This is a genomic window from Acetatifactor aquisgranensis (genome assembly GCF_943193215.1).
Classification (GTDB): domain Bacteria; phylum Bacillota; class Clostridia; order Lachnospirales; family Lachnospiraceae; genus Acetatifactor; species Acetatifactor aquisgranensis.
Map to the genome: position 1 here is coordinate 144,231 of NZ_CALPDH010000010.1, position 23,067 is coordinate 167,297.

16 protein-coding genes are annotated in these 23,067 nt (G+C 54.1%); 9 read left to right on the forward strand and 7 right to left on the reverse strand.

The annotated features are described in order from the left end of the window. The first annotated feature begins 10 nt into the window (after positions 1–10). From NFS35_RS10705 to eno, 3 genes are all read left to right on the forward strand, one after another. Positions 11–994: a hypothetical protein gene (locus tag NFS35_RS10705; protein ID WP_251207118.1), complete on the forward strand. Its 984-nt coding sequence runs from the start codon at positions 11–13 to the stop codon at positions 992–994. A gap of 27 nt (positions 995–1,021) precedes the next feature. Then, entirely contained in the window at positions 1,022–2,044 is a 1,023-nt protein-coding gene (locus tag NFS35_RS10710) for an aldo/keto reductase (protein WP_251207119.1), read from the forward strand. Positions 2,045–2,189: 145 nt separating this feature from the next. Next, positions 2,190–3,515, forward strand: coding sequence for a phosphopyruvate hydratase (gene eno, locus NFS35_RS10715; RefSeq protein ID WP_251207120.1), 1,326 nt, complete (start codon positions 2,190–2,192; stop codon positions 3,513–3,515). Between the two features lie 245 nt (positions 3,516–3,760). Here the strand turns inward: eno and NFS35_RS10720 are convergent, their stop codons facing one another. The 7 genes from NFS35_RS10720 to NFS35_RS10750 all read right to left on the reverse strand — a co-directional run bounded on the left by NFS35_RS10720 (position 3,761) and on the right by NFS35_RS10750 (position 13,735). After that, positions 3,761–3,952, reverse strand: coding sequence for a hypothetical protein (locus tag NFS35_RS10720; RefSeq protein WP_251207121.1), 192 nt, complete (start codon positions 3,950–3,952; stop codon positions 3,761–3,763). A 164-nt stretch (positions 3,953–4,116) separates the two neighbouring features. After that, entirely contained in the window at positions 4,117–5,856 is a 1,740-nt protein-coding gene (locus NFS35_RS10725; RefSeq protein WP_251207122.1) for an ABC transporter ATP-binding protein, read from the reverse strand. After that, the gene (locus NFS35_RS10730; protein ID WP_251207123.1) at positions 5,831–6,850 is read right to left on the reverse strand and encodes an ABC transporter ATP-binding protein; all 1,020 of its coding nucleotides are present in this window, start codon (positions 6,848–6,850) and stop codon (positions 5,831–5,833) included. Before NFS35_RS10730 ends, NFS35_RS10725 begins: the two co-directional genes overlap by 26 nt. Beyond that, the gene (locus NFS35_RS10735; protein ID WP_251207124.1) at positions 6,850–8,793 is read right to left on the reverse strand and encodes an ABC transporter permease subunit; all 1,944 of its coding nucleotides are present in this window, start codon (positions 8,791–8,793) and stop codon (positions 6,850–6,852) included. Before NFS35_RS10735 ends, NFS35_RS10730 begins: the two co-directional genes overlap by 1 nt. Positions 8,794–8,810: 17 nt before the next feature. After that, positions 8,811–9,839, reverse strand: a complete 1,029-nt coding sequence (locus tag NFS35_RS10740) for an ABC transporter permease (protein ID WP_251207125.1) — start codon at positions 9,837–9,839, stop codon at positions 8,811–8,813. An 81-nt stretch (positions 9,840–9,920) separates the two neighbouring features. Further along, the gene (locus NFS35_RS10745; protein WP_251207126.1) at positions 9,921–12,107 is read right to left on the reverse strand and encodes an ABC transporter substrate-binding protein; all 2,187 of its coding nucleotides are present in this window, start codon (positions 12,105–12,107) and stop codon (positions 9,921–9,923) included. A gap of 386 nt (positions 12,108–12,493) precedes the next feature. After that, on the reverse strand, positions 12,494–13,735 hold the full coding sequence (locus NFS35_RS10750) for a tyrosine-type recombinase/integrase (protein WP_251207127.1): 1,242 nt from the start codon (positions 13,733–13,735) through the stop codon (positions 12,494–12,496). A gap of 338 nt (positions 13,736–14,073) precedes the next feature. Here NFS35_RS10750 and NFS35_RS10755 point away from each other — a divergent pair, with 338 nt between their 5' ends. From NFS35_RS10755 to NFS35_RS10785, 6 genes are all read left to right on the forward strand, one after another. After that, positions 14,074–16,383, forward strand: coding sequence for an ABC transporter substrate-binding protein (locus tag NFS35_RS10755; RefSeq protein WP_251207128.1), 2,310 nt, complete (start codon positions 14,074–14,076; stop codon positions 16,381–16,383). Positions 16,384–16,644: 261 nt separating this feature from the next. Continuing rightward, entirely contained in the window at positions 16,645–18,225 is a 1,581-nt protein-coding gene (locus NFS35_RS10760; RefSeq protein ID WP_251207129.1) for an ABC transporter permease, read from the forward strand. Positions 18,226–18,230: 5 nt separating this feature from the next. Next, complete coding sequence (locus NFS35_RS10765) at positions 18,231–19,202, forward strand: ABC transporter permease (RefSeq protein WP_251207130.1); 972 nt, start codon at positions 18,231–18,233, stop codon at positions 19,200–19,202. 10 nt (positions 19,203–19,212) lie between these two features. Continuing rightward, a complete protein-coding gene (locus tag NFS35_RS28990) occupies positions 19,213–20,970 on the forward strand; it encodes an oligopeptide/dipeptide ABC transporter ATP-binding protein (RefSeq protein ID WP_275564677.1) in 1,758 nt (585 codons plus the stop codon). 8 nt (positions 20,971–20,978) lie between these two features. After that, on the forward strand, positions 20,979–22,283 hold the full coding sequence (locus tag NFS35_RS28995) for an ATP-binding cassette domain-containing protein (protein ID WP_275564678.1): 1,305 nt from the start codon (positions 20,979–20,981) through the stop codon (positions 22,281–22,283). Between the two features lie 93 nt (positions 22,284–22,376). Beyond that, complete coding sequence (locus NFS35_RS10785; RefSeq protein WP_251207131.1) at positions 22,377–22,997, forward strand: hypothetical protein; 621 nt, start codon at positions 22,377–22,379, stop codon at positions 22,995–22,997. The last annotated feature ends 70 nt before the right edge of the window (positions 22,998–23,067 follow it).

Sequence of the window (23,067 nt, forward strand, 5' to 3'; positions counted from 1 at the left end):
AGGGGACAGCGTGAAGAAAAAACGGATTTGTATCTATATGACGGCGCTTTCGCTTTTGTTGTGCCCCGTGCGGGCACGGGCGCAGAGCGGCGACAGCTTTCAGCTGGATTCCTCAGGACAGGTTACTCTGGATTCTTTCCATGCGGAAAAAGAAGGGATTTCATCCATGAGTTTTTCCCTGACCGTGGAGCCGGAGGATGCGGCTAAGGTGGAATTCTTGTTTGCCGGAAGCGGCGCGGAGATTCTGGAGTATACTTATCATGCGGAGGAGAAAGAACTGAATATCTACATGGCGGGGACAGACCCTCTGTTCGCAGAGGGCGCAGAGTCCCTGGCGGTGGGCAAAGTGGTGGTTACGGATGGGAACGGACAGAGCGTCAAGGCGACAGTGGGAGTCGTGCCGGACTCGCTGAAATATGTCTATGGCAGCAGCCTTAAGTGTGTGGAGGGAGTGGGGATACCGGAGAATGTGCAGATCGGGGGGACGGAGGCAGCCACTCCCACCCCGGAACCGCCCCCGGCCAACACTCCCGGGCCTGCGGAGACGCCCGTCCCCACCCCGGAGCCATCCGGGAATCCGCCTGTGCCCACCCCGGCCCCGGCGGATACAGGACAGAATTCCGCACCATCGGATTCTGCGCCGTCAGACTCTGCATCGTCCGGCATACCGCTGGTGGTGGCGCCCAGGCCGGTAGCGCCCACAGCCACTGCCAGGCCGACGGCCCGCCCCCAGGAGAACGAGAGCGATTCCGGGCAGGCAGAAGACATCTATGAGCTTACGCCCATACCGTTGGAGCCGGAGAGCACCGGCCCCGAGCCTGATGATACGGAGGAGACTGTTGAAGAGGCTTTTTTTGGGGGCGGAGACGAGTCCGAACAGGAAAGCGGTTTTCTGGGAGAGATGAAGCTGATTCTGGCGGGGCTGGCGACCGCGACGGTAGTGGCAGGAGCAGGCGGGGCAGTCGTCGCAGTGCTGGTAAAGAAACCCAAGTAGACAGGAATAGATAAGGAGGAGATTTTAATGGTCAAAGTGACATTGGGCGGCACAGGGATCACGGTAGAGAAAAATGCGTTCGGAGCGCTGCCTATACAGCGCATCTCCGCCCAGGAGGCGGTGAAACTTCTGCGCAAGGCGTATGACAGCGGCGTGACATTTTTTGACACGGCCCGTTTCTACACGGACAGCGAGGAGAAGCTGGGCGAGGCCTTCGAGGGCATGAGGGATAAAATCTATATCGCTACCAAGACCGGCGCTGCCGACGCGGAGGGTTTCTGGAAAGACATCCACACCTCCCTGAAGAACCTGCGCACCGATTATATCGATATCTACCAGTTCCACAATCCCGCTTTCTGCCCAAAGCCCGGAGACGGCAGCGGCCTTTATGAGGCTATGCTGGAGGCCAAAGAGAAAGGCATGGTGCGCCACATCGGCATTACGAACCACAGGCTGAGAGTGGCCCATGAGGCGGTGGAGAGCGGCCTCTACGAGACGCTGCAGTTTCCTTTCTGCTATCTGGCCACGGAGAAGGACATCGAGCTGGTGGAGAAATGCAAAGAGGCGGGCATGGGCTTTATCGCCATGAAGGCTCTCTCCGGCGGCCTGATCACCAATTCCGCGGCGGCATACGCGTTCCTGGCCCAGTACAGCCATGTGCTTCCCATCTGGGGCGTGCAGCGGGAGAGTGAGCTGGACGAATTCCTTTCCTACATCGATAATCCGCCTGTCATGAATGAGGAACTGGCAGATGTGATTGCTCGTGACAGGGAGGAGCTTTTGGGAGAGTTCTGCCGGGGCTGCGGATACTGCATGCCCTGTCCTGTGGGGATTGAAATCAACAACTGCGCACGCATGAGCCTGATGATCCGCCGCTCCCCGTCCGCCGGGTGGCTGACGCCCGCGGCCCGGGAGAATATGAAAAAGATAGAGAACTGTCTCCACTGCGGCAAGTGCAAGTCCAAATGTCCTTACGGCCTTGACACGCCGACGCTTCTGGAGAAGAATTATAAGGATTACTGTGAGATTCTGGAAGGGAAAAAGTACTAACCTGAGCGGTTTGAGCCTAATGCAGCAGACTGCGCTGCAAATCACATAATTTCTCCCGCAGAGGATATACTAACGGCAGTGGAAAACGGATAAGCGTTTTCACTGCCGTATTATACTGCATAATTATCCAAAGGAGGAATTTCATATGATCACATATCTGGAAATCAAGTCTGTCCATGCCAGAGAGATTCTGGACTCCCGGGGGAATCCCACGGTGGAGGCCGATGTCTTCGTCCAAAGCAGCGCCGACGGGCAGTACTATATCGGCACCGCCGCCGTGCCCTCCGGCGCCAGCACAGGCAGGTTCGAGGCCGTGGAGCTGCGGGACGGGGAGCCGAGGTATTTCGGCCTGGGCGTCCAGCATGCTGTGAAAAATGTAAACGAGAAGATAGCACCGGCGCTGACAGGAAAGAACGCCATGGACCAGATTGCCATAGACAGGCTTCTGATAGAGCTGGACGGCACGGAGAACAAGAAGAACCTGGGCGCCAACGCCACTTTATCCGTATCTTTAGCCTGTGCCAGGGCCTCTGCCAAGGCGCTTTCCATGCCGCTCTACCGCTATGTGGGCGGAGCTGGGGCGCATCTGCTGCCTGTGCCGATGATGAATATCCTCAACGGCGGAAAGCATGCCGCCAACACGGTGGATTTTCAGGAATTCATGATTATGCCCATCTGCGCGGACAGTTTTGCCGATGCCTTGCGGATCTGCGCCGAAGTCTACCATAATCTGAAAAAGCTTCTGCAGGACAAGGGGCTGTCCACGGGAGTGGGTGACGAGGGCGGCTTCGCGCCGGATCTGCCGGATGCGGAGAGCGTGCTGACATTCCTGGTGGATGCCATCCGGGCCTCCGGATACAAGCCCGGCGAGGACGTGTGGATTGCCATAGATGCGGCATCCAGTGAATTGTATAACGAAAAAACAGACATGTACCACTTCCCCGGGGAGAGCAGCTTAAAAGGCGAGGAAGTCATCCGCAGCACGGACGAGATGATTTCCTATTTTGAGAAGCTCACCCAGAGCTTTCCTATCATATCCATCGAGGACGCCCTGGCGGAGGACGACTGGGACGGCTGGCAGAAGCTGACAGGGAGGCTGGCCGGAAAGGTGCAGCTGGTGGGCGATGACCTTTTCGTCACCAACAAGAAGCGCCTGGCGGCAGGCATTAAGCTTGGGACTGCCAACTCCATCCTGGTAAAGGTGAACCAGATAGGCACCCTTACGGAGGCTTTCGAGGCCGTGGAACTGGCCCACAAGAACAATTACACAGCCGTCATGTCCCACCGCTCCGGCGAGACGGAGGACACTACCATCGCCGATCTGGCCGTAGCCTGGAACACCGGGCAGATCAAGACCGGCGCCCCCTGCCGCAGCGACAGAGTGGCCAAGTATAACCGGCTGCTGCGGATTGAGGAAGAGCTGGAGGCAGCTGCGGAATATCCCGGGCTTACGGCTTTTCATGTGCAGTGAGAAAGGAGCTGCTGTCAGATAGCTTCTGTTTTCATAAAATACTGTCATGAGGGATTCGCGTCAATTGGCGGGAATCCCTCATGTTTTATTCCGCTCCGTGAACCCTGATATAACGAAAATGGAAGACAATCACGCGCCTCGCCCTAATACTTATTATAATAACTGCACATTGATTTACCATTACCGACTGAATTAAATCAGATAAGGCGGTTAATGCCCATGCTTTCGCTTTTGTATATCCCGTCTTACAGCCAGACAAACAATAGATAACAGGCTCCGCCAAGCAGCAGCAGAATCAGAAGAACCGGTAGAAAGACGGTTATGACAGATGCCAGAAGCATAGCAGGCAAATCCCCTTTTTCCAGAGGTTCCTCTCTGAGCTGTTTCTCCTTTTCCGAATCTATATCCTTTGGTATTCTCCGCCAGGCTTTCCACATAGCGTTGCCCCTCCGTTTCGTTCTTGTTCCAGAAGTAGGTTTTATTTGCAAAATTTATCACAAATGTCTCCAGGTATGGCTCAGGGGTTCTAAGGCAGGGACATTCTTCCCGGCCTCAGAAACCCCTGCTCTATGGCAAAATACTGCTTTGCCTCATACCTGTTTTATCGTTGTACCGTTGTGAGACTAACGTCAAACAGATAATTCCCCGCCTCGTCCACTTTCCGCTGTTCCGCAAAATGACATGCCACATAATGCCCGGGCTTCACCTCCGTAAGCGGAGGCGGAGCCACCTTGCACTTGTCGCAGGCCATGAAGCACCGGGTATGGAACTTGCACCCGGAGGGCGGCTTGATGGGACTGGGGATATTCCCCTCCAGAATGATGCGCTGCCTGGTCAGGCTGTCCGGATCCGTTGTGGGGATGGAAGAGAGCAGCGCAATGGTGTAAGGATGGCGCGGGTCGCTGAAGATTTCGTCCGTCTCCGCCACCTCTACCATATTGCCCAGGTACATGACGCCGATGCGGTCTGAGATGTACCGCACCACCGACAGATTGTGGGAGATGAACAGATAGGTCAGGCCCTCTCGCTCTTTCAGTTCCTGCAGCAGATTGATGATCTGGGACTGGATGGATACGTCCAGGGCGGACACGCACTCGTCACAGACCACGAATTTCGGCTTTACGGCCAGAGACCTTGCGATGCAGATGCGCTGCCTCTGCCCGCCGGAGAACTGGTGGGGATAACGGTTGTACATATAGTTCTGGAGACCGCAGGAATTCATCACCCTGAACACATACTCCTGCATCTTCCGGGAACCGGCCTTGAAGAACCTGTGGGTCACCAGCCCCTCCTCGATAATGCGCCCAACGGTCATGCGGGGGTTCAGGGAGGAATAGGGATCCTGGAAGATGATCTGCAGGTCTTTGCGCAGATGGCGCATTTCATTGTATTTCAGGCGCTTCAGGTCTACGCCGTCATCCAGCATGGACTCGTACCTGGCAAATTCGGAATCCTTTTCATAGGGGGCTTTCAGCTGCCGGATCTTCGCATCGATTTCCGCGGCCGCTTCCAGGAGCTTTCCCTGCTGCGCGGTCAGCGCATTTCGCTTCTGCGTCAACTTATCTATCTTTTCCCGAATGCTCCGGCCTTTCTGTTCTGATTGCTCCGGTGGAATCTCCTCCAACAGTCCCTCTTTCACGTCTATCTTCAGAGAGATATCTTCCGCCTGAGCGGCCAGAGCCGCAGCCTGGAAAGCGAGCCTGTATCTGTCGGACAACAGGGAAGCGCCTTTGCGAGTCTCGCGCACCATGAATCCCCCCAGAATCTTGGCACAGCCCTCCAGCGCCGTCCGGGCATCGCACAAAGCCAGGTTCTTGCTCTGCAAATCGAAAAAAGTGGCGTTTTCCCCGAGCTCATCGCATTTTTTCGTCAATTCCTCCGCATGGGCCCGGGCCTTATGGTACTTTTCGATATACTTTTCCGCGTGGGAGAGCGTATCCATCACATAGCCGGGGGCCACCTCTTCCAGGGTCCGCCCGTAATACATGGTGCTGCCCGCAGTCTGCTCATAGAGCTGGAGCAGCACCCGGCCCAGCGTGGACTTGCCGCAACCGGACTCGCCCACCAGGCCGAAAGTCTCGCCGCGGTAGATGTCGATAGAGATGTCCTCATTGGCACGGACATACATCTGCCTGGTGAAAAGGGAGGACTTCGCCACGGGGAAATATTTCTTCAGGTTCGTGATGGTCAGCAGTTTTTCCCGGGACGGTGCATGCCCGGCAGCCGCCCCTGCCTCCGGCGGGGTTCCGTGATCGGCAGAAGCTGCCGTGGATGGCCTGCCATTTGTAAGCTTTGCTTTCTCTGCGGGTGATATTTCATTTTCGGACTGTGAGTTTCCCATGTGCGTCACTCCTCCTTTCTTCTTTATCCGGATAGAAACAGCGAATCAGCTGCCCCTCCGCAATCTGCTCCAGAGAGGGCTCTTCCTCCACGCATTTTTGTGTACAGTACTTGCACCGGGGCGCGAATTTGCATCCCCTGGGAAGATCCAGCGGATGGGGCACCACGCCGGGGATAGGGTCAAGCTTTGCCCGGTCATCGTTCAGCCGGGGAATAGAGAACATCAGCCCCTCCGTATAGGGGTGGCTCTGCCTGCAGTCCGCGAAAATCAGCTTCGCGGGGGCCTGTTCCACCACCTGCCCGCAGTACATGACTACGACATCGTCAGCCATCTCGTTGATGACTCCCAGATCATGGGTGATGAACATGATGGCTGTCCCGTTCTCTTTCTGCAGATCGTTCATCAGCTTCAAAATCTGGGCCTGGATTGTCACGTCCAGGGCAGTGGTAGGTTCGTCGGCAATGAGGATGTCCGGCTTGCAGGCCAGAGCCATGGCAATCATTACCCGCTGCCGCATGCCGCCGGAAAGCTGATGGGGATACTGGCGCGCCACGGCCTCCGGATTGGGAATCTGCACGGCTTTCAGCATCTCCACGCATTTTGCCTCGGCCTCTTTCTTCTTCATGTTCTGATGAATCATAAAAGGCTCGGACAGCTGGCGCCTTATGGTAAAAACCGGGTTCAGGGAAGTCATGGGCTCCTGGAAGATGACGGAAATCCGGTTGCCCCGGATATGGTACATCTCCTGAGTAGATACCTTGGCCAGATTCTGCCCGTCAAAAGTCACCGTGCCGCCTGCGATATAGCCGTTGGCATCCAGCAGCCGCAGGACGCTCATGGCAGTGACGCTCTTTCCGGATCCCGATTCGCCCACGATACCCAGTGTCCGGCCCGGATAGATAGAATAGGAAACATCATTCACGGCCTTTACAGTGCCGTTCCTGGTCTTAAAAAATGTACGAAGGTTTTTCACCTCCAGCAAAGGTTCAGCCATTATTTTTCCACCTCCGATTTCGGGTCAAGCACATCGCGCAGGGTATCGCCGATGATATTGATGCAGATTACCACTATGGAAAGGAACAGCGCGGGGAACACCCATCTCCACCAGAAAGACTGTATTACCAGAGCGCTGCGGGAGCCGTCCAGCATATTTCCCCAGGTAGGGCGGGGGAGCTGTACGCCGAAGCCCAGGTAGGAGAGGGAGGATTCGGTCAGCATACAGCTGGCGAAATCCAGCGTCACCGTCACCAGAATGACGGACACGATATTGGGCAGGATATGCCGGAAAGCAATCCTCTTCTCCCTGACGCCCATGGAGCGGGCGGCAGTGACGAATTCCTTTTCGCGCTCCGCCAGAATCTGTCCTCTTACCAGCCTGGCCAGCCCGGTCCAGGAGAGTACGCCCAGGATGAGCATGATAATGACTATCCTGGTGTCTTCGTGTATGTCGGAGCCCTGGAAGATGGCGGACAGGCACAGGGCAAAGGGCAGGAAAGGAATGGCCCCCACGATTTCCGTCAGCCGCATCAGGAGCATGTCCACGGCGCCGCCGAAGTACCCGGAGATACAGCCGATGATGATGCCGATGATGGTGGAGACGATGACGGCCACGGCGCCTACCGTCATGGTCATCCTGCCGCCGTTCATGATGCGGTTGAACACATCGCGGCCCATGTCGTCCGTGCCCATAAGATACCCTTTTAAGCCCCAGCTGTCCACGAACTTCCCATCCTTGAAAGCATAATTCTGGAAGCCGCTGGCATATACGGTGTCCACGGCCCCGGCCTCAGTGAGCTTTGCAGGGATATTGCACTGATTGCGGTAATTCTGCCCCCAGGCGTAGACCCTGCCCTGGTCGGTGGTCAGCACGAAATGCCTGGTTCCGCCGGAGACAGTGACCGCGTTTTCGCCCTCCGGAAGCTCGGGCAGGGGCTCTTTCATGCCGCTGACTACGATTTCGCCGTCATCCAGCACCAGAGCCAGCGCGTTGCCGGAAGCGGCGATATCCACTACCTTGCGGTCTTTGATGTATTCGAACAGGTCGGTGCTCACAGCGCGCCCGCTCTCGTCCGGCACGCTGATGATGTTGTACTTGGTGCTCTTGCCGCAGACAAAAGAACCGTTCTCATCGATTCCGTAGATGCCGTCATTGGTAAAGGCCAGCTTGACGATTTTGCTTTCATTCTTGCCATGCTTGATGACAGAGGAGAGGTTGGTGGCGGAGAGCCCGTCGTTGCCCCAGGCGTAGATGGTCCCGTCCTCCATGAGGATGGCCGTCACCTGATTGCCGCAGATGAGCTGCCGTACCTGGGAGGCGTCTATGGTGCCGTTTAACAGTTCGTCCGGCTCTTTCCTGGCAGAGGCGATCATAGAGCCCTCCAGGCCGTACTGTCCGTTGTCGTACTCGCCCCAGGCATAGACATGTCCATCCTGGGAGATGGCCACGCAGTGGTCCGAGCCTGCGGCCACATGAGCGATTTTGCTGTTCTTTACTTCCTCCGGGATATTCATCACGTCCCTGGCCGGGTCTCCGGAGATATTCACGTACTGGCCCCACATGGATACCTTGCCCTCCGTGTCCACGCCGATAGTGAACGTGCCCCGGGAGGAGATATCCACCACACCGTCTTTCATGCCCTCCGGCAGCTTCATCAGGCTCTGGGTAGGGGCCATATTGGTGTGCAGCATCTCGCTGCCCGTCTCTGTCAGGTCCGCCGGCGCGATGGCCGAGCCGATGAAGACGAAGAGGAACATCCCCGCGAGGATGATGACCGCGCCGGTAGCCAGGGGCTTGCGGAAGAAACGCCTGACGGCCAGCTTGGAGGGACTGTCATAGCGCTCGTCGGCAACTGTCAGTTCCCTGGAACCGCCAAGGAGTGTTCGGGATGCTCCGTTGAACATCCTGTACAGCCAGCGGAAAGGTGTGAAACTTTTCATGTTAATCTGTCCCTCCTTTACTTATTCACGCGGACCCTGGGGTCTGCCAGCCCGTAGGCGATGTCTACAATCAGGTTGCCCAAAAGCCCCAGGATGACATAGAACATCTGAAGCAGCAGAACCACCTCAAAGTCCTTGCTGTTCAGGCTGAGTATATAAATGCGGCCTACTCCGTTCAGGCCGAAGATATTCTCGATTACGATAGACCCTGAAAAAATGCCTACGAACCACCCGATTACCAGCGTGATGATGGGAATCAGCGCGTTGCGGAAAGCGTGGCTGTAGATGACCGTCTTCTCTGCCAGGCCCTTGGCCCTGGCGGTGCGGATGCAGTCAAGGGAAAGCGCCTCCGACATGGAAGCCCGAACATAGCGGGTCATGCCGCCCAGAGAAGAGAAAGTCATGACAATCAGAGGAAGCGCCATATAATACAGTCGGTCTTTCAGCTCGGCAAGGCCGGTATAACTGGAACCCGGCGTCTTCATGCCTGAGACCGGGAACCACTTCAGCATGATGGCAAAAATCCAGATGAATACGATTGCGATGATGAAGCCCGGGATGCTGTAGCCGATGATGGTGCCCACCTGGACGGCGGTATCCCGTTTGCTGCCCCTGTGGACGGCACAGAAGATGCCCAGGGGAATCGTTATGCCCAGCCCCAGAACCGTGGCGAAAATATTGATGAACACAGTGTTTTTCAGCGGATCGGCCAGAACTTCTTTCGCCGGCCTGTCATATTCGTAGCTGTATCCCAGGTTCCCCTGAAGAATTCCGTTGTACTTTCCGTTGATGGGCCCCAGGCCGATCCAGCCCAGATAGCGCACCAACACATTCTGATCCGTCCCCAGCTCTTTTCTCAGTTCCTCTATCCTTGCCAGGTACAGCTCAGTGGCGTTTTCCGTGGTCTTAAGCCCTTTCCTGTAAGGTTCCGCCTCGGCCACGGCCCGGTCAAAGGGAATGAGAGAGTACACGAAGAACATGAGGAAGGAGAGAATCAGGAGGACTACAACCATATAGCCAAACCTTTTCAGTATATACTTGCCCATATCATACCCCATTTCTGATAATGATGTAAAAAGGGGCAGTCGTCTTGACGGCCGCCCCACTCCAAATCTCAAACCTGTCGTTTAGAAGCCCTTTACATTTGCGTACAGAAGAGCCGCAGCCGGACCGCGGAACGGACTGGTATGGAAATTCTCAATCTTGGAATTGAAGACATCATAGTAGTAATTGGAGTACAGAGGGATATCGGGCATCAGCTCGTTCCATCTCTCTACGTAGCCCATGTACCACTGGTTGAACTCATCCTCCGTGGCGGCATTGTATACCATTGCCATGGACAGATAGTCCATGCCCAGCTTGTCGCCGGAAGCTTCCACGGCAGCCTCATAACTGAGCTTCTCGCCTTTCAGGTCATAAGGGAAGTCCAGGTCATAAGGGTCATAGAGCTTGTTGGAAGAGTTGGTGAACCATGCAGGGTCATGGGACCACTGATAGGAAGTGTCAAGGTTCGTCAGCGCCGAAAAGCCGGTAGCCAGGTTGTACATGCCATAGGTGGGAACGCCATTGTAGCCGTAGCTGGGCTCACGGTAGATCTCACCGAGAAGCTTGTTGAAATCGCCTGTGGTGGAACGGATTACCATGCCTGCCGCTGCCAGGTCGGAACTGTTGGCCAGGGTGGTGGAAATCAGGTCAGTCACTTCGTTGGGAGTGGAACCGAACCAGTTGATGGCCAGAGGCATATAGTACTCGCCGCCGATCTCTACAGTTTCATAGGTCACGCCGTCTGTGTTGGAAACGGAAGCGTAGGTCTTATTGGCGCCGTCCAGGGCGTTCGCCTCTTCGGCGGTCAGCTTCTTGTAACGGACCGCATCGACTCCGTCAGCGCCCTCCACGAAGTCTTCCCCCTTGGAGTTGTAGATCCATCCGCCCTGCTCCAGGAGCGCTTTCGCGGTCTCGGGAGAGAAAGAGTAATCAATTAGCTCGACGTCATCCTGTACCGCTTTCCAGGGACCAAGGTCAGGGCTGTAAGGGCCGTCCACCACCACGCCGTAGCCGCCGGTAAAGGTCTGGCAGAACTCGGTACGGTTCAGCAGATAAGCAATTGCCTGGCGCACTTCCTGGAACATGGTAGGACCAAAGTCGCAGTCGAACTGGATTTTGCCGTAACCGGCTCTCTGATAGTGGACTTCGGAGAAATTCTCGCCGTCCACCACTGCCAGGGCAGCGGTGGTGTCCTTGCCGCCTGTGACCTCGCCCAGGATATCGGTGCCGCCGCTGGTAAGCTCCTCCAGCTGGGTTTCCTGAATCAGCTTCACATAGACAATGGTCTCGATGGAGGGAGTCTGTCCCTCGTAATTGCCCTTGAATTCGGGATTCAGGGTCAGGGTGGCCTGCTTTGTGGAGGCATCCCAGTCGGAGACCACATAGGGGCCGGAGAAAGGATACTTGGTCAGATCATAACGGTTCTCCTCGATTTCCTTTGCCTTTACAAAGCTGTCGCCGTCCTTTTCATAGAAATTCCCGGTCAGATATGCGCCGTTGCCGTCGTCTGCGATATCCACGCCCTCACCCAAAAACAGGCCCATGGGATAGGGGTCGAGACCGGCATAAGTATAGGCGAAGTAATAGGGATAATAATCGGAAGATACCGTCACGGAATAGCTGTAGTCGCTCAAAAGGCGGACGCCCGCGAACTCCTTGGAAGTGCCCTCCGCTTCTTCGCCTGTGTAGGCATGGAATTCATCAAATCCTATAAATGCATTGCCTGCCATGCCCGGATGCCCTGCCTCCATGGCAACGGGGCTGGAAAAAGCCAGAGCCCTTACCAGGTAATTCTTGGCGGTGATGGGCGTGCCGTCGCTGAAAGTCAGCCCCTCGTTGATTTCCACGGTGAAAGTGGCTGTGCCGTCTTCGTTTTCCGTCTTCGTGTGGCTTTTTACGGCAGTGTCGTTCCACACCAGATTGCCGTCTTCCGCCACTTCCTGGGTTCCGTATCCTATGGTCAGACGCCCGATATCCTGGTCGGACGCGCCCACGGAGCTGGTGCCCCAGCCCGGATAGCGGAAATCGCCGGTCAGGTCGGTGGTGTTGCCCATGATGACCTTGTTCTCGTAAGTGCCGTCGCCTGCCGCGGCAGAACCCTCATCTGGGGGGGCACTTTCCGAACCCTCATCGGATGACGGCGCCTCGTCAGATTCAGCCTGGCTTGACGAATCGCTGCTCTCTGTCGGCGTGCCGCCGTTTCCGCAGGCCGCCATACTCATGGCCATGGCGGATGCCAGCAGAAGAGCAAGTAGCTTTCTTCTTTTCATAATGATTTTTTCCTCCTATATTTGTAATCCTGGATATGATACGCGCAGCATTGAATACTTGTATACAATAAAACGCGGCATAATACCAGTCCAATTTAGTATAAATTACACTTCTGTAATTGTCAAGATTTTTTTGTCTATTTCTTAACACAAGACAGTGAATTGTAGTATAGAATGCCAAACGTTTTTGGTCATTTTCACCCATATTATCTTTATTTTTCCTCTTTATTCAAACGATATGAAATATATTCCGACAAACATTTCAGAAAAAGTGCCAAAACAGGAATGCGAGAATTTTATAAAATATGCAAAACGCATATTATGCCATTTTTCGTAAAAATGAAGCGGAATTGATTTCGGTATGATAATCGTACGGCAACAGGTTTTCAGATATTTGTCTGTATGAATGCGTTCAGCTTGTCGCTGGCCGCCCTCTTCTGTTCCTCAAAGCTGTGGGCATAGATGTTCATTGTGGTGGAACAGCTGGCATGGCCCAGATATTTCGAGATATCTACGATATTCACGTCCAGATAGTTCAAAAGCGTCGCACAGGAATGCCTCAGACCATGAAGAGGGATGGCGGGAAGCGCCTCCAGCCCCTCCTGCCGCGCCTCCTGCGGATGTATCTCCACCCAACGGTTATAGCGTTTCAGATGTTTTACAAAGTATTGATAGGTAGTCGTATGCCCCATGAGTTTTCCGTCCGACTGGATGAAAAGATTGCCGTTTCCGCTCCACCTGCTGCCCATAGTCTTTTTCAGAGCATTGTATTCCTGACGATATTGCGTCAGCACAGGCAATATGCTTTCAGGGAAAGGCACCCTGCGCACAGCTGTCTGGCTTTTGGGCGCTTTATAGCCGAATCCCTCCCGGGTTCTGCCTATGGCTTTCGTAATAGATATCTCCCGGGTCTCGAAATTAATATCCTCCCAATTCAGCGCAAGAGTCTCCCCTTTCCGAAATCCGCAGAAGATGGACAGCATGAAGAAGACCCTGAACTGGACCGGTACAGTATATTCCCTGCTCTCTGCCGGATAGGACAGATTAAGGGATTTCAGAAAAATCAGGGATTGCCGGGGCGTAAAATAGCGAAGCTCCTGCTTCTGTTTCTGCTTGGGCTTTCTGGCATCCCTGCAGGGATTCCCATCCAGGATATTCCAGCGCACGGCAGTCTGGAAAATGCAGCTGAGCACATTCGCGTAGCGCCGGATCGTCCCGGCGGAATATTCGTCAGCCAGCATCCCATAAAAGGTCTCGATATCCGATGTCCTCACGCAGGCAAGCTTATATGCCTTGAAAAAGGGGAGGATTCTGCTCCGGAGCAGCTGCTCATATCCCACATAAGTGCCATAAGCCAGCTCCTCTTTCACACTGTCCAGCCATTTACCGGCGAAATTCTCAAATGATATTTTCGCTGAATTGCAGCTGCAGCCGTATTTCAGTCTGTCCTCCATATCCATGGCGTATTTCAGCGCTTCTTTCTCCTGCTGCCTTGTGCTTGCAGACTGATTGACCGAATAAGTCAAATTCTTGACCAGCTTATTGCCCTGGCTGTCATATCCAAGACAGATGACGATACGATAGACGACCCTCCCGTTTTTATGTGTGATTCTCTTTAGTGATGGCATACTCTCAACACCTCTTTCTCTTTTTTTGTAAGCCGGATTATATCAAGCCGTTTTCCAAAAGTCCAGATTCCTATGCAATGCCGCAGCGATACCTCCGCACAGATTCCGGGATGAGAATAGTATAAAGGAACTGTACAGTCCGTGCGCTTATGACGGATTCTTATGGGATTATCCGGGCATCATTCGCAGGCTGAGTGTAATTTATACTATCTTACGATAACTGTATACACCGGTACATTGTATACAAGTATTCACAAGACGGTATACGAATCAAAACGGCTTACAGTTATAGTTATGGCACTTTCAACATTTTTAAAAAGTAAAGAAGGAGGAAGACTATGAAAAAGTGCAAAGCACAAAAAGTGCTGGCATGTGTGCTGACAGCCTCTATGGTGTTCGGTCTGGCTGCCTGCGGCAATGACAATAGCGGATCATCTGCTGATTCATCATCGGCTGCAGACAGCGGGGAGAGCAGCGCCGCAGAAGAGAGCAGTGCGGAAGATGCCGGCGAATCCACTGAGGAAAGCGAAGGCGGAGAAGTCGCGGAGGACGGTGTGTATACCGGACCCGATTGGGCTGCCATCGACGCCATGAGCTATGATGAGAAGTCCGATGCCCTGTATGACTACAACCTGGGCGAATTCAACGAGCACTATCAGGCGGCGAAGCAGGAGGTGGATGATCTTGACCTGCGCATGGCCCTGATGGCTGTTTCCGAGGCGAAACTCCTGGAGTCCGGCGTATTCCTGCCGATTCAGAGCAACGGCGGCGCCTATGCCATGACCCGCGTGGTGCCCCGCAGCATCTCTACCGTTCTCTGGGGACTGGACGAGTACAAATGGCATAACGTACTGGTTGCCAATGAATTGCTGAAATCCGAGGACAGAGCGGAACTGATTTCCATCTGGGGAGGGTCGGAGTCTGCGGACGCATGGCTTGACAGCGCCAGAGCTTTCCTGGATGAGAAGGGCTATACGCTGAACGATACCTATAACTTTGCCAGCAGCTATGAGCTGGCCACCTGGGACGTGATTGCCACCAGCCAGACCAGTGACTCTTACTTCGTTGCCTGTACATATACAGGACTGCTGGAGTATGACTCACTGAACCAGCAGCAGCCCGCTCTGGCTGAGAGCTATGAGGTTTCCGAGGACGGCCTGACTTATACGTTCCACATCCGTCCCGGCGTGAACTGGGTGGATCAGCAGGGCCGTGTCCTGGGCGAAGTGACCGCTGACGACTGGGTTGCCTCCCTGCAGCATCTGGCTGACAATGACGGTGAGCTGGGCTATCTGATGAGCGCCGACGGCGGCTGCGGCATCAAGAATTATGACGCATGGGTCAACGGCGAGATTGCGGACTTCTCTGAGGTAGGCGTTGAGGCTGTGGATGACCACACGCTTGTCTACACACTGGAAGCTCCGTTCCCTGCTTTCCTGACCATGCTGGGATATGGCTGCTTTGCTCCCCTGAACCGTTCTTTCTATAAGTCCCAGGGCGGCACTTTCTCCGCGGAGGGCGATGAGTACACTCCCGGCAATTACGGCACCAGCCCCAGCAACATCGCATACTGCGGCGCTTACCTGATCACCAACTACACCGAGCAGAATGTGACCAGCTATGCGGCCAACCCCGAGTACTGGAATCCGGAGGCGGTGAACACCCATGCTGTGAATATCTACTTTAACGATGGCTCCGATACGACTCGTTCCTATAATGAGGCGAAGGACAATACCATTGCCGGAGCAGGCTTCAACTCTTCCACACTGGTGCTTGCCCGTGAGGAGATTCCCGAGGGAGAGGAAGCGACTTACTTCGACCTGTATCATTACACCAGCGCTACCGATGCTACCACTTTCTGCGGCTGGATGAACGTGAACCGCGCTACCTGGACCAACTACAATGACACCAGCGTAGGCGTTTCCACGCAGACAGACGAGGATAAGGAAAGGACAAAAGCCGCTATGAGCAACCAGAACTTCCGTCTTGCTCTGGCAATGGCATTTGACCGCGGAGGCTATTGCGCGGCGTCCGTAGGAGAGGAACTGAAATATACCAGCCTCAGGAATTCCTATACGCCCGGAACGTTCCTGACCGCAGAGAACGAGGTGACGGTGGACATCAACGGCGAGAGCAGGACTTTCCCTGCAGGAACCTATTACGGAGAGATCATGCAGGCCCAGCTGGATGCGGACGGCGTTCCCATCAAAGTGTGGGATCCTACCGCGGATGACGGCGTGGGATCTGGCGACGGCTTCGACGGCTGGTACAATGCAGATAACGCTGTGGCGTTCCTGGATGCCGCTATCGCTGAGCTGGCACAGGTGGGCGTAGAGGTTTCCGCTGAGAACCCTATCTACATCGATGCGCCGACTCCTCTTTATAATGAGTCTATGAACAATCAGAAGAATGTGTTCAAGCAGTCTGTCGAGAGCGTACTGGGCGGAAAGGTAATCGTGAACCTGGTGGGATATGAGGATTCTACAGGTTACAGTGACTGCTATTACCGTACCAGCAACGGCGCTGAGATGAACTATGACGTAAACGCCGGCGGTTCCGGATGGGGCCCTGACTATGGCGATGCGCAGTCCTACCTTGATACCATCCAGCCTTATGCTTACATGGACAGGAATATTGGATTGTACTAAGATGCAGCAGTGAATAAATGGATGAATGCATTCCATTGGAAGGAAATCATTCCAGTCAAAAGCACTGACGGGAGGGCGGAGGAGTCTTACTTCTCCGCGCTTCCTTATATAACGGAAATAGGAGAAGTGCATTCCGATAAAATGTGCTTCTTCCATGGAAGAATAGTATTCCGACCGGGGAATACCATTCCATGGAAGAGGCGCATTCCAATGGACGAATACATTCCATAAAAAAGAGCGTTTCAGGGAAGGGATAAGAAAGTGGCGAAATATATACTGCAACGAATCATAAAAGGTATACTCTCTGCGGTCTGCGTGGTAGTTCTTATCATGATACTTGTGTATTCTCTGATGGAGCGGAGCGTAATCTTCGCGGGCGACAGCAATTACAGCAAGACCCAGAGCAATGCGAGAATCACCTATGAACAGACCCGGTATGAGGCTTTCGGCTATGTGGATTATGTGAACTATTCCGAATATATCAATGAGCTGATAAAAAGGGGAGAACTTGACGAGGAGTCAAGGAAAGACGCGGCCTTTGTAGCGGCCACGCCGGAGCAGGACTCCGAGACCGCGGCTGCCTATATTGAGAAGTTTACTCAGGAATACGAGGCCGGGGGCTACACGGTCGTGCGCCTGGACGCGGACAAGAAGACCAACGGAAGAGTGAAGGACGGCGGACAGGCCACCATCTTTGCCACCAGGGATAAGCCTATCATCAGCCGTGTCATTTCCTATTTTACGGGAATCTTCTTCATCGACAACATTCACTATGTGGATGAGTCCACGGACATCGGAAAACGGGGACTTACCTTTACACTGCATGATCCGCTCTATGGCGGGGAGAAATTCTCTCCGGCCATTATCGGAAACGGCACGAAACACAAATATCTGCTTTATTTCGATAATAAATTCCCTTGGATTCATCAGAACCTTCTGACGCTGAATCTGGGAGAATCCTATACGGTGAACCGCGGCGTGGATGTATTCGAGACCATGACCGCCTCCCAGGGCAGCTATGTGCTGAGCACGGTCAGCTATCCAACGGGGCATGTGGAGCAGAGTGCGGACGACCTGCACACGGCCACATATGCGGAGGGGTCCCTGGCGCTGAGCGATATGTATGCCGGCAGGTTCGTGGATGATTATACCCACACGATCACCCACAAGAACAGCATGTCGAAAATGGGATATTCCTTTGTGATCGGTATCATCTCCACTATTTTGGCATATGCGCTGGGCCTTCCCATCGGGATTCTGATGGCCCGGTTCAAAAACGGCCTTCTGGACAGAATCGGCACCGTGTATATCATCTTTATTATCGCGGTACCGTCCCTGGCATATATTTTCCTGTTCAAGGCGATTGGCGGAAGCATCTTCAAGCTGCCCACCCTGTTCGACATGGATTCCGGCAACAAGCTGATGTTCGTCCTGCCCATCATATCCCTGGCTCTGCCCAGCGTGGCCAATCTGATGAAATGGATGCGCCGCTATATGATCGACCAGATGAACAGCGACTATGTAAAGTTCGCAAGGTCAGGGGGGCTTAGCGAGACGGAGATATTTACGAAGCATATCTGGAAGAACGCGGCCATTCCCATTGTCCACGGCATTCCGGGGAGCATCCTCTTCGCCATGACGGGAGCCATCATCACCGAGCGCGTGTACTCGGTTCCCGGCGCGGGCAATCTGCTGACCCAGGCCATCAATAAGTATGACAATGGCGTAATCGTAGGCGTCACCCTGTTCTACGCGCTGCTGACGGTAGTATCCATACTTTTGGGCGATATCCTGATGTCCAGCGTGGATCCGAGAATTTCGTTTACATCAAAAGGTAGGTGACCGACATGTACGAGGAATTGAAAAACAAGACAGGCTTAAAGACCGAGGAGCTGTTCAGCCCCGTGGCCCACAGCGACACGGAATCCGAAAGAATCGCGGCTCCGCGGTACTCCTACTGGAAGTCCGTGCTGCGTGTGTTCTTCCGGAATAAGATTAATATCGTGATATTGTGCTTCCTGCTGTTCGTGATTGCGTTCGCCTATATCTATCCTGCGGTGACGGAGTACGACCCTTACGCCAATCTGATGGATACCACCGGCAAGCATCTGTCTCCCGGCGGCGCCATAGAGCATTTCGGCTTCAACCTGAAGTGGATCCTGGGTTCAGGGGCCTCTGGTGAGCCTACCTTTGACGCGGTCTGGAACGGGGCTCGGATATCCATATCCCTGGCTCTGGTCTGCGCCGCCATCAACATGGTCATCGGCGTGCTGCTGGGAGCGGTATGGGGCTTCTCCAAGAAAGTGGACATGGTCATGATGGAGGTCTACAACATCATCGCGAACGTACCTATGATTCTGATTATTTCGGTGCTTTCCATGCTGTTTTCACCTACTTTCTGGACCATGGTGTTCGCGCTTACGATTGTGGGATGGCTGGGCATCGCGTATTTCATCCGTACCCAGGTGCTGATCATCCGCGACAGGGAATATAACCTGGCCTCCAGGTGTCTTGGCACATCCACGTTCAAGATTGCCCTGAAGAATATTCTGCCCTTTATGACATCCATCATCGTGACCCTGCTGGCCACAGAGCTTCCGTCCTATATCTCCTACGAGGTGTTCCTGGCCTATATAGGCATGGGCATGAGCGACATGTCCCTGGGACGTCTGATTTATTCGGCAGAGGCGGCTATGGTGACGCCGGGCTGGGAGCTGGAATTCTGGAGTCCTGTGGCAATCGTTTCCATCATTACCATCGTGCTGTATGTGGTGGGACAGAATCTGGGCGACGCATCCGATCCCCGGACGCATATGTAGGAGGTACATTATGGATAAGAAGAAAGTATTGCTGTCCGTCGGGAACCTGGAGGTAAAATTCCGTGTCCGCGGACGGATTCTGAAGGCCATTCGAGGGATATCCCTGGATATCTATGAGAATGAGTCCATTGCCATCGTGGGCGAGTCCGGATCGGGTAAATCTGTTTTTACCAAAACCTTTGCCGGCATGCTGGATTCCAACGGCTTTGTCAGCAATGGGCATATCATCTTCCGGGACGAGGAATTGTCGGATACCCGCGCACAGTTGAACGACATGGCGCGTCGGAGCATCGCTTCCTTTAAAGAAAAACTGGACGCTTTTTCCAAGCTGGAGCCTGGCGCCGGCCTGTATCGGGAGATGCTGGCCCTGCAGGCGGAGAAAAGAGAACGCTCCTCCATAGGCGAGGAGGAGCGGGCGGCCCAGGAGAAAGAGCTTAATGAGCTACGCTTCCGGAGGACGGAAGTCTACAACCGCAGGACGGCCCTGGACCGCACCAAGGACAGGGCAGAGATAAAGCGCGCCCAGGAGGAAATCTCCAAACTGGATGCCCAGATAAAAGAGCTGGAAAACCGTAATAAGGAAGAGCAGCGCAGACAAAAAGAGGCTGCCGCCCGGGACACGGAGTACCAGCAGCAGTATGCCAGGCGGGAGGCTGAGCTGAAAGCGAAGTATGACAAGCTGACCCAGGCCGAGATTTCCCCGGCCGTTTCGGAGCGGAACGAGACCCTGGCCAAGGAGATTTACCTGTCCGTCGCCAGAGGTGACCTGATACGCCGCAGAAGAGTCACCAAAAAGCTGCTGGATGCTTTTCGGGAGGCCATGAAGCTGGGAATCGACTGGAAGGATGAGACACAGCGCAACGGCATCTACGACGGCATCACCCCCAGGGTGAAATATGTCAGCGAGACAGCCACCGAGCTGACCGGCAGCTGCATCCTGGATTTGTCTTCCATGCAGTTCCCCAAGGACTGGGCCCAGATCCGCGGGACGAAGATTGCCACCGTATTCCAGGATCCCATGACATCCCTGAACCCTATCATCACCATCGGGAAGCAGATTTCCTCGATTATCGTAAAGCACCAGAACTGCTCCGAGGCCCAGGCCAGGGCCCAGGCTCTGGATTTGATGGAGAAGGTAGGCATTCCCAATCCCGCCGCCCGTTATGACGACTATCCGTTCCAGTATTCCGGCGGTATGCGCCAGCGCATTGTCATAGCCATCGCGCTTTCCTGCCAGCCGAAGATTCTAATCTGCGACGAGCCTACTACAGCGCTGGACGTGACTATGCAGGCCCAGATTCTGCAGCTGATCAAGGATTTGCAGAAAGAATTTAACTACACGATTGTCTTCATTACCCACGACCTGGGCGTCGTGGCCAATATCGCAGACCGTGTGGCTGTGATGTACGGCGGACAGATCATCGAGCTGGGAACCGTGGAGGATGTGTTCTATGATCCCCGCCATCCGTACACATGGGCGTTGCTGTCCTCGCTGCCACAGCTGGCGGACCGCAATACGGAGCTGTACTCCATCACGGGTACGCCTCCTTCCCTCTATAATGAGATTACGGGAGATGCCTTTGCTCCCAGGAACCCATATTGCATGAAGATAGATACACTGTTGGAGCCGCCTATGTTCCAGGTGAACGACACGCATTTTGCCAAGACGTGGCTGCTGGATCCGGATGCTCCGAAAATCGAGAAGCCGGCGGTTATCTGCAATCTCCATGAGAGGCTCATGCAGGCATATAATATTCAGGGGGTGTGATTGTGTCCATGTTTAATTCAAATTCAAAAGCAAATACCGCCGCCGCATTTCCCGAGCATGGCCCGCTGGACAAAAACGGAAGAGAAATCCTGCTGTCGGTCAAGAACGTAGACATTACTTTCGGAAAAAAGGACAATGCGGTGAAAGCCGTGCAGAACGTTTCCTTTGATATATACAAAGGAGAGACATTCTCCCTGGTGGGAGAGTCCGGATCGGGCAAGACCACCGTGGGCCGGGCCGTCATCCGGGTAAATTCGCTGGCGGGCGGTGAAATCCTGTATAAGGGCGTCCGTATATCGGGCAAGATTCCCCGTTCCCTGGACCGCAGCGTGATTCGGAATATCCAGATGGTGTTCCAGGATCCGGCGGCCTCTCTGAACGACAGGGCGACGGTGGATTATATTATCTCGGAGGGACTGTACAATTTCCATCTCTTTTCCAGCAAGGCTGAGCGTCAGCAGAAAGTGGAAAAGATGATTAATGAGGTGGGGCTCCTGCCGGAGCATCTGACCAGGTACCCGCATGAGTTCTCCGGCGGACAGCGCCAGCGCATCGGCATTGCCCGCGCCATGGTCATGGAGCCGGAGCTGGTGGTGGCGGACGAACCCATTTCCGCACTGGATGTGTCCATCCGCGCCCAGGTGCTGAACCTGATGAAGAAATTCCAGCGCGAGAAGAAGATTACCTATCTCTTCATTGCCCATGACCTTTCTGTGGTACGGTTCATTTCTGACCGGATAGGCGTCATTTATAAGGGCAGGATTGTAGAAATCGCGGAATCGGAGGAACTTTTCAACTTCCCTCTGCATCCCTACACCCACTCCCTGATTTCGGCTATCCCCATTCCGGATCCGCAGCTGGAGAAGAACAAGGTGCTCTATACCTATGACCCCTCCATGCATGATTACAGTAAAGAGCAGCCGGAACTGGTGAACATCGGCCACGACCATTATGTCTATGGGAGCAAAAAGGAGATAGAGGAATATAAGGCCCTCAGGGATAATAACGAGCCGGTGAAATCCATCACCATAGCCTTTTCCGGTTCCGAAAAAACCCGGGAAGCGCAGGCGGCGGAGACGGCTGTCCCCAAGGAGGGAATTCAGCTTCCGCCTGTGCATGATACAGGATTCTTCCTCTACAAGCTTTTGTCTTTCTTCCTGCCGGTACCCGGACTGATTGCCGCCTTTTTATTCAGGCGCGTCAATTATATCCGCAATTACAAGGCATGTAAGAAAGGCGCTGTTGCCGGCCTGATTACGCTGGGCGTAGTCGGCGTCCTCTTCCTGCTGTTGTTATGGCTGGCGGTAATATGAAAGTCAAAATAATTTGAGATTCTGAGACGCACGGGAGTTCAAGGACTCCCGTGTGCGGCGTCAGAAGAAAAATGGAAAGATAGGGAGGGTAATTTGAGGGAGACCAGAACCGGAGGGAAAGGAAGAGACTTCCCTCACCCAAAACCAGTGAACAAGATTGAACTTTCCACAGAGCATGGGCGTCTGAGGCTGATTCTGACCATTGTGTTTCTGGCAATCGGAGCAGCGGCCATTGCCTATGGCGTGTCCGGCCTGTCGTCAAAGGAGGCAGGGTGGACTGAAATAGAAGTCAGTTCTTCGGAATTAAACTGCAGCGCCGATTTTGTGTTCCTGTATTGCCTGGGAGAGAGCGGTGTTTCGGCCACAGCTGAGAACAAGGCCATTACCGCATGCTATTCCGACGCCACAGAATATGCTTTCCGGATGTTCACAAATGATGTGGAATATGAGGACAGCCACAATATGCACTATATCAATCGCCATCCGAACGAGGAGATAGAAGTGGATGAGGTCCTCTACCGGGCATTTTCCCTGATTCAGGAATCCGGGGACAGAAGCCTTTATCTGGGGCCTGTCTATGAACAGTACAATGGCCTGTTCAACTGTACGGAAGAATATCAGACAGTGGAATACGATCCCTATCTGAATCAGGAGACGGCAGATTACTATGCCGCCATAGCAGGCTTTGCGGGCGACGAACAGATAATAACCTAAAAGTCGAATAATCAGTACTCAAAACATCAGAACGCTGGAACCCCCAGTTTGTCAAGAAATAATTGGTCCC

Excerpts from the sequence above, each read along its gene's own strand:
- NFS35_RS10710 (WP_251207119.1), top strand. The coding sequence starts at position 1,022 with ATGGTCAAAGTGACATTGGGCGGCACAGGGATCACGGTAGAGAAAAAT.
- eno (WP_251207120.1), top strand. The coding sequence starts at position 2,190 with ATGATCACATATCTGGAAATCAAGTCTGTCCATGCCAGAGAGATTCTG.
- NFS35_RS10720 (WP_251207121.1), bottom strand. The coding sequence starts at position 3,952 with ATGTGGAAAGCCTGGCGGAGAATACCAAAGGATATAGATTCGGAAAAG.
- NFS35_RS10725 (WP_251207122.1), bottom strand. The coding sequence starts at position 5,856 with ATGGGAAACTCACAGTCCGAAAATGAAATATCACCCGCAGAGAAAGCA.
- NFS35_RS10730 (WP_251207123.1), bottom strand. The coding sequence starts at position 6,850 with ATGGCTGAACCTTTGCTGGAGGTGAAAAACCTTCGTACATTTTTTAAG.
- NFS35_RS10735 (WP_251207124.1), bottom strand. The coding sequence starts at position 8,793 with ATGAAAAGTTTCACACCTTTCCGCTGGCTGTACAGGATGTTCAACGGA.
- NFS35_RS10740 (WP_251207125.1), bottom strand. The coding sequence starts at position 9,839 with ATGGGCAAGTATATACTGAAAAGGTTTGGCTATATGGTTGTAGTCCTC.
- NFS35_RS10745 (WP_251207126.1), bottom strand. The coding sequence starts at position 12,107 with ATGAAAAGAAGAAAGCTACTTGCTCTTCTGCTGGCATCCGCCATGGCC.
- NFS35_RS10750 (WP_251207127.1), bottom strand. The coding sequence starts at position 13,735 with ATGCCATCACTAAAGAGAATCACACATAAAAACGGGAGGGTCGTCTAT.
- NFS35_RS10755 (WP_251207128.1), top strand. The coding sequence starts at position 14,074 with ATGAAAAAGTGCAAAGCACAAAAAGTGCTGGCATGTGTGCTGACAGCC.
- NFS35_RS10765 (WP_251207130.1), top strand. The coding sequence starts at position 18,231 with ATGTACGAGGAATTGAAAAACAAGACAGGCTTAAAGACCGAGGAGCTG.
- NFS35_RS28990 (WP_275564677.1), top strand. The coding sequence starts at position 19,213 with ATGGATAAGAAGAAAGTATTGCTGTCCGTCGGGAACCTGGAGGTAAAA.
- NFS35_RS28995 (WP_275564678.1), top strand. The coding sequence starts at position 20,979 with ATGTTTAATTCAAATTCAAAAGCAAATACCGCCGCCGCATTTCCCGAG.